Below are 12,042 nucleotides of genomic sequence, written 5' to 3' on the forward strand. Positions count from 1 at the left end.
GTGAACAAAGGAAAATCACCATGAACAAGTCTCTGCTCTCCGCCCTCGGCGTCGCCGTTGCCCTCGCTTTCTCGGTCCCGGCCATCAGCGCTGCAAATGCCGCCACGACGACCACCACCACCGCCACCACGACGACCGCGGTGAAGAAGCCCGTGCATAAGGTTGCTCACAAGGTCATTCACAAGAAGATGGTCAAGAAGATCGTCCACAAGAAGGTTGCTCCGAAGAAAGCCCCTGCCAAGACCACCATGTAAGTTTGCGTATCTCACTCCAAGGCCGCTCCGCGATTGCTCGCGGGGCGGCCTTTGTGTGTGGAGAAGGGGTAGGGGAATAGGGAGAAAAATATGGAGGCAACTCACAAGAAGAAAAGCTACCCTTCGTGCTGAATTTCTACCCTACTCCCTACCTGCCTTCCCTGTACCACATCGATCCCATGGCCAGCAGCAGCAGGCCGAGCCCCAGGAAGCCGCCGAACAGGGGCACGCGGCTGACAGCTTTCAGCACGCTGTCGTCGGTGGTCCTGAGGCCGATCCAGTCGTTGCCGGAAGCTTCGCCGGACGAGCGAACAGGAACGATAGAGGGCAGGGTTACGCCATTGGCCGACGCCGTTGCCAGCCGGCGCACGCTGCCGCCGGTCGCCTCGGCTGCCGGCTTGAGCTTGTCTAGTGTGGAGATCACGTCGGTGAATTCCGGCGCGTTGACCGGTCCGACATGGGCAAGAGCAGTCAGATTGCCGTTGCCGACCTGATAGAGGCCGATTTCCTTGACCTCGACGCTGCCGGTAAAGACGCCGGGTTCTGACTTTTGCAGCTTCACGCCCAGCGCCTTGCCGGACGGCGTTATGACCTGGGCGGTGCCGGGGTCGTCGCTCATTGTCTGGCGGCGTATTTCAAGCACCATGCCGCGCCCGTCCGCCGTCAGGCGTTCTTCTTCCAGTTCCGGCTCCTTCATCAGCCAATGGGCGATGCGGCGGTAAAGCTGGACATGCGGGCCGCCGCCCTCATAGCCGCGCGCCCACAGCCAACCCTGGTCGGAAAGCAGCATGCCGACACGGCCTTCGCCCTTGCGGTCGAGCACCAGCAGGGGGCGGTCGTCGGCGCCCTTCATCACCACTTCGCCTTCGGGGTTCTCGACGCCGATGGTGCGGAACCAGCGGCTCCAGTGCGGCGGTTCGGTGGCCGAGCCGTCGAGGCCCCGCGTTACCGGGTGACGCTGGCCGAGATCGGTCAGGCGCGGATAGAAAGCCTTGTCGATCACCTCGCCGGTCGGCATCGCCGGCAGCGCCGCCATCAGCGGCGTGCGGGCTATCGTCTGCTCGCCGGCATATTCGGGTCCCGCCGCGATCAGCAGCGCGCCGCCCTGTTCCACATATTCGGCGATGTAATCGTAATAGAGGATCGGCAGCACGTCGCGGTGCTGGTAGCGGTCGAAGATGATGAGGTCGAAATCCTTGATCTTCTCGACGAACAATTCGCGCGTCGGGAAGGCGATCAGCGACAGTTCGTTGATCGGGGTGCCGTCCTGCTTTTCCGGCGGCCGAAGGATGGTGAAGTGGACGAGGTCCACCGATGCATCGGACTTCAAAAGGTTGCGCCAGGTCCGTTCGCCGGCATGCGGCTCGCCGGAAACGAGCAATACGCGCAGATTCTCGCGGATGCCATCGACCAGCGCGATGGCGCGGTTGTTGGCATCGGTCAATTCGCCGTCCTGCTTGTCGATGGCAAGCTGGACGATATTGCGGCCGGCATTCGGGATCGTCACCTGAAGCGGCATCGCCTGTCCGACGAAAGCACGTTCGACCGAAACCTGCTCCCCATTGACGGAGACGCGCACATCGACCGGGCCGGATTGGCCGTCGGTGGCGATGACGCGGTAGGTCATGTCCAGCGGCTTGCCGACGAGGCCGAAGCGCGGCGCGCGCTCGAAGCGGATGCGGCGATCTTTTTCCTGGTCGTTGCCGGTAATCAGCGCATGCAGGGGGGCTGCGAATTCCGGCGCACCATTCGGCGCGTCATGCACCTCGCCGTCGGTAATCATGATCGCGCCGCCGATGCGCGAGGGCGGCACGTCGCGGAAAGCGTTGTCCAGCGCCGAGAACAGGCGCGTCTCGGTGCGGTCTTCAGCGACCCCGGCCTGGCCGGTCTCGACCACGCGCACGTCGAACTGTTTGAAGCGGGCGAGGCGATCCTTGACGCCGGCAAGGGCCGCATCGGCCTGGGCGGTGCGCTCGCCGATATCCTGGCTCTGGCTGCGGTCGACGACGACGGCGACGACGCTTTTCAGCGGCTCGCGGTCTTCATCAAGGAAAACCGGATTGACGAGGGCAGCGGCCAGCGCGACCAGCGCCAGCGCCCGCAGCCACGCGCCGCGCTGGCGAAACCACAGCCCAGCGAGCGCGAGGATGGCCAGCGGAGCCAGCAGGGTCGCGAGCCATGGCCAAGAAAGCAGGGGATCGAAGGCAAGCGACCAGTTCATGCTACTGCCCCAGCCGTTCGAGCAGGGCCGGCACGTGCACCTGGTCGGATTTGTAGTTGCCGGTCAGCATGTACATCATGATGTTGACGCCGGTGCGCAGCGCGTAGATCCGCTGCATCGGGTCGGACGGCACGGTCGGCAAAAGCGGGTCGCCGTTGGCGTCGATGGCCCATGCCCCGGCGTAATCGTTGGCGGTTATCATGATCGGCGAGACGCCGTCGCCGGTGCGCACCGGGCGGTTGTCGGCATTGCTGGCATCCGGCGATGCCTCGACCCAGAGCGGGCTGCCGTCGAAGCGGCCCGGAAACTCGGCAAGGATATAAAACGACTTGGTCAGCACATGGTCCGGCGGCACCGGCTCCAGCGGCGGCACATTGAGATTGCCCAGAATGTCGCGCAACCGTTCGGTCGCGGGGCTGGTGGAATCGGCGCCGATGCCGGTGGAAAACTGGTCGCGGGTGTCGAACAGCACCGTGCCGCCCTGGCTCATATAGGCGTCGATGCGGGCGATCGCGGCCTGGCTCGGCATCGGTGCCGTCGCATCGACCGGCCAGTAGATCAGCGGATAGAAGGACAATTCGTCCTTGGCGATGTCGACGCCGGCCGGGTCGCCCGGCTCCAGCGCGGTCTTGTCGATGAGGAAGCGGTTCAGCCCCTCGATGCCGGCGCGGCTGATGGCGTCGACGCCCGGCTCGCCGGTCAGCACATAGGCGATGCGGGTCTTGGCGATTGCCTCGATGGCGACAGCGTCGCCGGGTTTCGAATCATCGGCGCGGGTCGCATCGACATGGGCGAACAGCGCGCCCATCGCGATCAGCATGACCGCCGCCGTGGTGGCGGAAGTGCGCCGGCGTCCGCCACCACGCCTGGAAAACAGCCCGCCCATCCAGAATACGGCCAGCGTATCGAGCAGCATCAGCACCAGCGCCGCCGCTACCAGCGCCCCCTTGAGGTGGAGGGATTCATCGAACGCGTAGTTCATGGTGGTGACGGGAACGGAAATTTGCGGCCGCTTCAGCGGGGTCAAAACGCTGTCGGCATGGAGCAGATTATGGGCAAAGACGCCGGCATCGGAGCCATAGAGGCCGGGCGGGTTCTCCAGGGTGACGGGCGCCTTGGCGCTTGGAACCAGCGGCCGCGCATCGGGGGTCGGCGGGACAAGCGCGCCGTCGGCGGCAATCATGCGATAGGGCGCAAGCGTTGCCGACGACGCCTCAGCATTGGCGGCGACCGCGCCCTGGTTGCGTGACAATTGCACGAGGCGGCGCAGCATTTCCACGAAGCTTCCGGAAATCGGAAGGTTCGACCATGTCGCTTCCGGCGTGGTGTGGAAAAGCACCAGCGTGCCCTTGCCTTTCTTCAGGCCGGTCACCAGCGGCGTGCCGTCGGCGAGGCTTGCCCATGTGCGCTCCGCGATGTCCGGCCCGGGCTCGGCCAGCACCTGCCGGCTGACGGTGACTTCGGTCGGGGCAGCCAGGTCGGCGAAGGGGCCGGTCTTGGGAAATTCGGCGACCGGCTGCGGCGTCGTCCATGACAGGGCACCTCCCAGCGAACGCTCGCCGGCGCGCAGGCGCACTGGCAGGAGATCGTCGTCGCTGCCGGCGGCGGCAAGGCGCGAGCCGGCGAAGCGCACCAGCGTGCCGCCATTGTCGACCCAGTCGATCAGCCTTTGCCGGACCTGGGGGGGGATGGTGCCGACATCGGCCATCACGATCATCGCGGGCTTCTGATCGAGCAATTGCGGGATGGCGTCGGCCAGGTCGGCGCTCGACGGTTCAACCAGATCGGCGAAGGGCGAGAGCGCGCGGCGGATATAGTAGAGCGGCGACAAAAGCGGTTGCGCCTGATCGGCGTCGGCCTGCCCCAAAAGCCCGACACGGCGGCGCTTGGCGCTTTCGTCCAGCACGCGCACCGCGCCGGCATGGCGTTCGCCGTCCAGCGCTACCTGCGCAAAATCGTTGCGCAGTTCGAACGGCACTTTCATCGTGCCGGTGCCCTTGGTTTCGCCTGGCCCGAAGGTCAGCGTGGCGTCGGCGATGCGGCGGCCCTTGTCGTCGAACGCGCCGGCGGTGATTTTTCGCGGCGCGGAGTCGCTTTGGGCCCGGATCGCGGTCAGGGCAAACCCGTCGACCTCGTTTTCGGCGCTGGTGAGCGCGATTGCCGCAATCCGCTCGGGCGTCACCCACACGATATTGGCGGCATTTTTTGAAAGCAGCGTCTTGAACGCATCTTCGTCGCCTTGCGCCGCCAGCCCATCGGCGAGCACGGCAATGCTGGCGCCGGGCAGGGAAGAAAGCGTCTCGGCAACGCGGGCATAGACGGCGGGGCGGTCGGTGGGGATCGGGCGCGGCTTGGCGGCGCGCAGCCGATCAAGGGCCGTCGCCGCATCGAACGGGCCGATCTCGGCGTTGGGCTTTTCGGCAGTGAAGGCGACGATGACCGGCTCGCCCTTCGCGCCGGCGTCGGAAATCAGGCGTTCGGCGGTGGCGACGCGCTTGTCCCAGTCGGGAGCGGCGGCCCAGTCATTGTCGATGACGAGGGCAAGCGCGCTGCCTTTGGAGGGCAGCGTTTCACGCGGGTTGAATACGGGTTCTGCGAGCGCCGCGATAACCAGCGCTGCCATCAGAAGGCGAAGCAGCGTCAACCACCACGGGCTTTTCTGCGGTGTTTCCTGCCGCTTCAGCACGCGCGCCAGAATTTTCAGCGGCGGGAAGATTTCCGCCTGCGGCTTAGGCGGCGTCAGCTTCAACAGCCACCAGATGACCGGCAGCGCCAACAGGCCCCACAGCACCATCGGCGTACCGAAGGAGAGCGGCAGCCAGCTCATGACAGAGGCCTTCGGAGGTTGTTGCGCTCTGGCCAACACCCCTCATCCGACCGCGCTCCGCGCGGCCACCTTCTCCCACAAGGGGAGAAAGGAATGCCTGCGCCTTTCCTCCCGCCAACCGTCGGCAGTTGAGATTGGCGGGGGCGGGAATGCGACCTTCCCTTCTCCCCTTGTGGGAGAAGGTGGCCGCGCGGAGCGCGGTCGGATGAGGGGTGTGAGGAAGAGCGCATCATGGCCGCATGCCCCCGCCGAAGCCATCGGCGCTCATGGCCATATGCACGCGGGTCAGCGCGTCGGACGCCAACCGGTCGGTGTGATTGGTGGTAAAGCTCCAGCCAAGCCGCCGGCACCAGCCGGCGAGTTCCGACCGGCGCGCGGTGTAGAGAAGGCGGTAATCGTCGCCCAGCATCTCGGCGCGGCCCGCCGTCAGCTTTTCACCCGTTTCCGGGTCGGTGAACTCGGTGCGCCCGGCGAAGGGAAAGCTTTCCTCGGCCGGGTCCGACACTTCGACAAGATGTGCGCGCACGCCGCGACGGGCCAGGCCGTCCAGCCATTGGAAGGTCTCCTCGACCGGATCGAGGAAGTCGCTGATCAGCACGATGTCGGAAAAGCGGCGGACGGCGACAAGGTCGGGCCGGGCCGGCAGATGGCCGGCATGGGCAATATGGGCGGCGACGCGTTCGGCACCGTTGCGGGCGGTGAACGGATCGGTCAGCCCCGGCCAGGCGATCCGCTCGCCGCCGCGTGACAAAAGCTCGGCCATGGCCAGCGCCAGCACCAGCGCGCGCGATTCCTTCGACACCGTGGCGGTGGTCGATTGGTAGAGCATGGAAGGCGAGGGGTCGGCCCACAGCCAGACCGTATGGGCGGCTTCCCATTCGCGGTCGCGGACATAGGTGTGGTCGTCGCGGGCGGAGCGCCGCCAGTCGATGCGCGAGGAATCGCCTTCGACATAGGGGCGGAACTGCCAGAAATTTTCGCCGATGCCGCGCTTCTTGCGGCCATGCCAGCCGGCGATCACCGTATTGACGATGCGGCGCGCCTCGACCAGCAGGTCCGGCATCAGCGAAGCCCGCAGGCGGCCGCGGGCAAGCGCGTCGCGCGCTTGTGCCGGTGCCTGGGCTTCACCGATGCGAGTCATCAAATGCCTTTCACAAGCTTTGCCACCACGTCGCGCACGCTGGTGCCTTCGGCGCGCGCGGCAAAGGTCAGCGCCATGCGGTGCTGCAGCACCGGCTCGGCCAGCGCGCGCAAATCGTCGATGGAGGGCGCGAGGCGTCCGTCATAAAGCGCACGAGCGCGGGCGCACAGCATCAAGGCCTGGCTGGCGCGCGGCCCCGGACCCCAGGCGACGAGCTTGTCCGTATCGGCGTTACCCTGATCAGGACGGGCCGAGCGCACCAGTTTGAGGATCGCCTCGACCACGCTTTCGGGAACCGGCATGCGGCGCACGAGCGTCTGGATTTCGCGGAGGCGTTCGGGGCCAAGCACGTTTTGCGCCTTGGCGTCTTCGATGCCTGTGGTCTCCAACAGGATGCGCCGCTCCGCCTCCAGTGCAGGATACAGGATATCGATCTGCATCAGAAAGCGGTCGAGCTGCGCTTCGGGCAGCGGATAGGTGCCTTCCTGTTCCAGCGGGTTCTGCGTCGCCAGCACATGGAAGGGTGCTGGCAGGTCGTGGCGCGCGCCGGCGATGGTGACGTGGTATTCCTGCATTGCCTGCAGCAGGGCCGACTGCGTACGCGGCGAAGCGCGGTTGATCTCGTCGGCCATCAGAAGCTGGGCGAAAATCGGCCCTTGAATGAAGCGGAACGAGCGGCGGCCGGTTTCGTCCTGCTCCATCACTTCGGAGCCGAGAATGTCGGAAGGCATCAAATCGGGTGTGAATTGGATGCGGCTGGTATCGAGGCCGAGCACGATGCCGAGCGTTTCCACCAGCTTGGTCTTGGCGAGACCCGGCACGCCGACCAGCAGCGCGTGCCCGCCGGCGAGAAGCGCCACCAGCGTACGCTCGACGACGCTTTCCTGGCCGAAAATGACTCGCCCGACGCCCTCGCGGATACGGGAAATGTCGGCCAGCGCCTTTTCGGCCTGTTCGATCATGTCCTTTTCGCTGATCGGGCTTTCCTTGACCATCACGCTCATGCAGCATCGATCCTTGTGTTTGGACTATCGAGCCGCACGACCTTAGCCGCGATTCGGGCTCGCGTTGCGCCTCGGCTGAACTTAAATCACTAAGTCAGGCTGACAAGCGCAACAACAGTGACTATTTCGTGACGATGATCGATAGCTTTCCCGATAGCCAGAGAACTCTTGCCGATGCCGCCGATGCGCGCGGCCTCGAGGCGCTGATTTCGCGCGCGGCCCGCGCCGGCAAGGGCTTGCCGCCGGTAGAGCGCTGGAATCCGGAGTTCTGCGGCGATATCGACATGGAAATAAGGCAGGACGGCACCTGGTTCTACATGGGCACGCCGATCGGCCGCATGCCGCTGGTACAGCTTTTTTCCACCGTGTTGCGCAAGGACGAGGACGGCAAGACCTATCTGGTGACGCCGGTGGAGCGGGTCGGCATCCGCGTTGTCGATGCGCCTTTCGTCGCCGTCGAGGTCGATGTTTGCGGCACGGGCGAGGATCAGGCGATCACCTTTCGCACCAATGTCGGCGACGTGGTCGAGGTCGGGCCGGACAATCCGCTGCGCTTTGTCGACGAGGCGGATACGGGCGGGCTGAAGCCTTACGTGCTGGTACGGGGGCGGCTGGAGGCGCTGGTGGCGCGGCCGGTGATGTACGAGCTCGTCGGCCATGGCGAGGAGATCATGGTGGAGGGCACGCTGGTATTTGCCGTGCGCTCGCGCGGGCAGATTTTTCCAATCATGCCGGCGGAAAGCCTGAAACGGCTGAGCACCTGATGGATATTTGTGCAGCCTTGCCGTTCTCAGCCGCCGATTTTCGCCTGCGCGTAGCAAGCCAGCCTGCGGCAAAGGCCGGCGACGACTATGGCGATCATCGCTTCAATCCGGGTCATCCGCGTATCACGTCAAACAGGACGCTGCGCGATGCTGCAGTGCTGATCCCGGTAATCGACCATGGTGCGCAAGCTACCGTGCTTTTGACCAAGCGCGCCGAAAAGCTGCGCAACCATTCGGGGCAGGTGGCCTTTCCCGGCGGCACCATCGACGCGACCGATCCGACGCCGGAATTCACAGCGCTGCGCGAGACGATGGAAGAAATCGGCCTGGCCGAAAACTTCATCGAGGTAATCGGGCGCATGCCGGATTACGTTGCCGGCAGCGGTTATCGCATCGTTCCGGTGCTCGGCGTCGTGCAGCCGGGCTTTACGCTGACGCTGAACCCGGACGAGGTCGACGCCGCTTTTGAGGTGCCGCTGTCCTTCCTGATGGACCCGGCCAACCACCGTCGTGACAGCCGCATGTGGAACGACCTCGAATGGTTTTTCTACGAGATGCCCTATGGCGGCCAGCGCGTGTGGGGGGTGACGGCGGGCATTATCCGCACGCTTTACGAAAGGCTTTATGCGTGAGTGTCAGCATTGCCGACAAGGCCGATTGGCTGGTCGAAAAACATCTGCAGCGCCTGCTTGCCGTGCTGAGCGCAGAGGGCGAGGAGGCGCGCATTGCCGGCGGCGCGGTGCGCAATGCGTTGATTGGCCAGCCGGTCGCCGATGTCGATATCGCCACCACGACCTTGCCGCTGGAGACCGTGCGCCGCGTCGAGGCAGCAGGGTTCAAGGCCGTGCCGACCGGCATCGATCATGGCACCGTGACCGTCATTGCCGGCGGGCGGCCGTTTGAGGTGACGACGCTGCGCGCCGACGTGGAAACCGATGGGCGGCATGCGAAAGTATCGTTCGGGCGCGACTGGAAGGCGGATGCCGAGCGGCGCGACTTTACCATCAATGCGCTCTATGCCGAGGCCGATGGCGCGGTGATCGACCTGGTCGGCGGGCTTGAGGACATCAAGGCGCGGCGGCTGCGTTTCATCGGCGATCCCGAACAGCGCATCCGCGAAGATTATCTGCGCATCCTGCGCTTCTTCCGCTTCTTCGCCTGGTATGGCGATGGCCGGCCCGACGCGGAGGGCCTGAAAGCTTGCGCGCGGCTCAAGGAAGGGCTCGACCGGCTTTCGGCCGAGCGCGTCTGGGCGGAATTGAAGAAACTGCTTGGCGCGCCAGACCCTGCGCGGGCGCTGCTGTGGATGCGCCAGTCCGGCGTTTTGACTCAGGCGCTGCCCGAAAGCGAGAAATGGGGCATCGACGCGATCCACGCGCTGGTCAATGCAGAGCGTGATCTAGATTGGAAAGCCGATCCACTCGCGCGGCTGGAAGCCATCGTGCCGCCGGACGCCGCGCGCATGAAAACGCTGGCCGGGCGGCTGAAATTTTCCACCCGCGAAGCCAATCGCCTCAAGGACTGGAGCCTGACCGCAGCCGTCGAACCGAAGACGACAGAGGCGCAACTGGCAAGAACGCTTTATCGCGGCGTGCAGCAGGGGGTCATCGACCGGCTACAACTGGCGCTGGCATCCGCGCGTGCGCGCGCCGTCGAGGACGACAACGCAATGATCGAGGCTGGCGGCTTTTCGCGGCTGCTGGCCTATGCCCAAAAATGGGAAAAGCCGGTTTTCCCGATCAAGGGCGCCGACCTTGCAGCGCTTGGCGCCGCGCAGGGGCCGGAACTTGGCGCAACGCTGACGGCGCTGGAAAACGACTGGATCGAGTCGGCCTTTACGCTCGACCGCAGCGCGCTGCTCGAACGCGCCGCCAAGGCATTGGGCTAGAGCATCGGACCGAAAAGTGGCTACCGGTTTTCGGATTATTCCGATGCTCAATCAAAGTCCTAGAGCGTCCTTTGTGCGTCCAATTGGACGCACGGCGCTCTAGTCAGGCCGCGTCGCGAACCTTGTCTATGCGCGAGCGGATGGCTTCCACCATCGTTTCGCGGATGGTCGTCTCGCCATGCGTTTCACGCATATGCTGGACGGCCCGGCGCATGACCTCGGCCTCTTCCTCGGCGCGCGTATGCCATTCGCAGCCGGGGACAAGCGAGCCGCAGTGAAATTCTTTCATCGGGATTCCTCCTTTCCTCGTTGCCGTTGAACTGTAACCATAACACAGAATAGGGCGAACCGGTTGCAAAGGGCAGCGAAATTCCGGTGCCCCTTGCGAAAGCACTATCGCGCCAGCCGCACCTGGGTCAGCGACTTTGCGATCTGTTCGAAGGAAGCGAGCAATTTTGCGGAATCGGACGCGTCGAAATAGTGTTCGGCGTCGGTGGCGCAATCTTGCAGCAGCCTCTTGGAGAAGTCCATTTCGACCATGAACGCCACCGTATAGACTTCGATGTTCTGGGCCTTGATGTGGTTGCAGATTGCCAGCGTGTCGTCGTTCGTGGCCTTCATCTGGGCGGCCCTGGCGTCTGCGTGGGCCTTGTTCTTCGGGTCGAAGCCGCTTTCATATTCGGGATAGGCGACGGCGGTGTGCCGGCCGTCCGATTTGCGGAAATTCATGAAATTCTCGCCATCGGTCATCAGAACGACGGCTTTGCGCGGGTTCTTGTTGTCGGGATCATAGGCCATCGCCTGGCTGAAGGGTTCCAATGGCGACAGGATGTTGAGACCCCAAATAAGGCCGGCGGGGATGTAGGTATAGGGCTTATAATTACCGATGTTGATAATCATGCCGGTGATAGCGGCGTCCAGCGAAGACACGTTGTTGGTCAGGGGCACGATAGGGTTGAGGCATGTCTGCTTTGTCTCGATATAGCCGGGGTAAGGAACGGAAGGGCTACCGTCGTTGAGGCGCGCCTCTCCGGTTTTGCGCGAAACCACGCATCCCCACCATTTCTTGACCGTAGCGGTTCCGCCACCGCTACATTGTTCCTTTATTTCGGTCTTCTCTGGCCCCCAACTGATACATTGTTTGCCGCATTCATATTTTTCCGGAACACCGTCGACATACCTTGTACAGGTTTTGGAGGGGGCATTTCCCGTGCATGGCTTGGAGACGACCTTTTTCATCTCGCATGTTCGCGGCGGCGGCGTGGGACCTACCGAATCGGCCGACACGGAAAGCCACGAAGCCGAGCGGTACTGCGTGCCCACATTGACGTAGTCGGCATAGGGAACCAGCCCCATGCGGACGTTCTTCGCGCCGTCTCCGGTCATGAGTTTATCCGCAAGGCTTTTGGCGGCGTCCTTGAGTGCTGCTATTTTCGTCTTGCCGCTGGTATCCTCTTCCGACATCGACCAGGTATTATCCAGCACCAGCGCGACTTCCACGCTGCCCGTCACCGCGCGCACGGCCAGCGCCGATGCCTGGACATCCAGCCTGTGGATATTGGCCAGTCCCATGAAATAGGTTGGAATATTGCCGCCGAGACCAAGGTCGACCTTGTCGTCCTTGATATCGAGCGAAGCGACCGTGACGTTCTCGATCCGGTTTATGGATGTGTTGCCGACGACCATCTCGCCGGCCAGCACCCGCAATTTGGTGTCGTCGCGTTCCGGCGAAGCGGCGACTGCAAGTGAGGCGGCGTCGGCCAGATCCTGCAGATGCTGCTTGGCCGCGACATAGCGGACATAGTCGACGGAGAAGCCGATCGCCAGCAACAGCGGCAGGGTCATGACCGCCAACAACATCACGTAGTTGCCGGAGCGATCCACCAGAAAGCGTTTCAGCATTCAATACCCCCATCGCACGAAACGTCACATGCATCGGGGCG

10 protein-coding genes are annotated in these 12,042 nt (G+C 64.1%); 4 read left to right on the forward strand and 6 right to left on the reverse strand.

Annotated features, from left to right (window positions below):
• Positions 1 to 20 precede the first annotated feature (20 nt).
• Entirely contained in the window at positions 21 to 254 is a 234-nt protein-coding gene (locus ACX3P0_RS13280) for a hypothetical protein (RefSeq protein ID WP_459078094.1), read from the forward strand.
• Positions 255 to 402: 148 nt separating this feature from the next.
• Here ACX3P0_RS13280 and ACX3P0_RS13285 read toward each other — a convergent pair whose 3' ends face one another.
• The 4 genes from ACX3P0_RS13285 to ACX3P0_RS13300 form a co-directional block, all read right to left on the reverse strand.
• Positions 403 to 2,475, reverse strand: coding sequence for a hypothetical protein (locus ACX3P0_RS13285; protein ID WP_459089097.1), 2,073 nt, complete (start codon positions 2,473 to 2,475; stop codon positions 403 to 405).
• Between the two features lies 1 nt (position 2,476).
• On the reverse strand, positions 2,477 to 5,302 hold the full coding sequence (locus tag ACX3P0_RS13290; RefSeq protein ID WP_459089099.1) for a DUF4159 domain-containing protein: 2,826 nt from the start codon (positions 5,300 to 5,302) through the stop codon (positions 2,477 to 2,479).
• A 229-nt stretch (positions 5,303 to 5,531) separates the two neighbouring features.
• On the reverse strand, positions 5,532 to 6,443 hold the full coding sequence (locus ACX3P0_RS13295) for a DUF58 domain-containing protein (RefSeq protein ID WP_459089101.1): 912 nt from the start codon (positions 6,441 to 6,443) through the stop codon (positions 5,532 to 5,534).
• The gene (locus tag ACX3P0_RS13300) at positions 6,443 to 7,447 is read right to left on the reverse strand and encodes an AAA family ATPase (RefSeq protein WP_459089103.1); all 1,005 of its coding nucleotides are present in this window, start codon (positions 7,445 to 7,447) and stop codon (positions 6,443 to 6,445) included. The genes ACX3P0_RS13295 and ACX3P0_RS13300 overlap by 1 nt, the downstream gene beginning before the upstream one ends.
• A 134-nt stretch (positions 7,448 to 7,581) precedes the next feature.
• Between ACX3P0_RS13300 and ACX3P0_RS13305 the strand changes: the two genes are divergently transcribed.
• The 3 genes from ACX3P0_RS13305 to ACX3P0_RS13315 are packed head-to-tail and all read left to right on the forward strand — an operon-like array spanning position 7,582 to position 10,099.
• Positions 7,582 to 8,211, forward strand: a complete 630-nt coding sequence (locus ACX3P0_RS13305; RefSeq protein WP_459089266.1) for a DUF1285 domain-containing protein — start codon at positions 7,582 to 7,584, stop codon at positions 8,209 to 8,211.
• Positions 8,211 to 8,843 carry a CoA pyrophosphatase gene (locus ACX3P0_RS13310; RefSeq protein ID WP_459089105.1) on the forward strand — a complete coding sequence of 211 codons (633 nt, stop codon included), beginning with the start codon at positions 8,211 to 8,213 and terminating at the stop codon, positions 8,841 to 8,843. The genes ACX3P0_RS13305 and ACX3P0_RS13310 overlap by 1 nt, the downstream gene beginning before the upstream one ends.
• Entirely contained in the window at positions 8,840 to 10,099 is a 1,260-nt protein-coding gene (locus ACX3P0_RS13315) for a CCA tRNA nucleotidyltransferase (RefSeq protein WP_459089107.1), read from the forward strand. The genes ACX3P0_RS13310 and ACX3P0_RS13315 overlap by 4 nt, the downstream gene beginning before the upstream one ends.
• A 103-nt stretch (positions 10,100 to 10,202) precedes the next feature.
• Here the strand turns inward: ACX3P0_RS13315 and ACX3P0_RS13320 are convergent, their stop codons facing one another.
• Both ACX3P0_RS13320 and ACX3P0_RS13325 read right to left on the reverse strand, forming a co-directional pair.
• Positions 10,203 to 10,388 (reverse strand): DUF1059 domain-containing protein, encoded by a 186-nt coding sequence (locus ACX3P0_RS13320; protein ID WP_459078101.1) that lies wholly within the window; start codon positions 10,386 to 10,388, stop codon positions 10,203 to 10,205.
• 104 nt (positions 10,389 to 10,492) lie between these two features.
• Positions 10,493 to 12,001, reverse strand: a complete 1,509-nt coding sequence (locus ACX3P0_RS13325) for a pilus assembly protein (protein ID WP_459089109.1) — start codon at positions 11,999 to 12,001, stop codon at positions 10,493 to 10,495.
• Positions 12,002 to 12,042 lie beyond the last annotated feature (41 nt).

It is taken from the genome of Mesorhizobium sp. A556 (assembly GCF_054489545.1).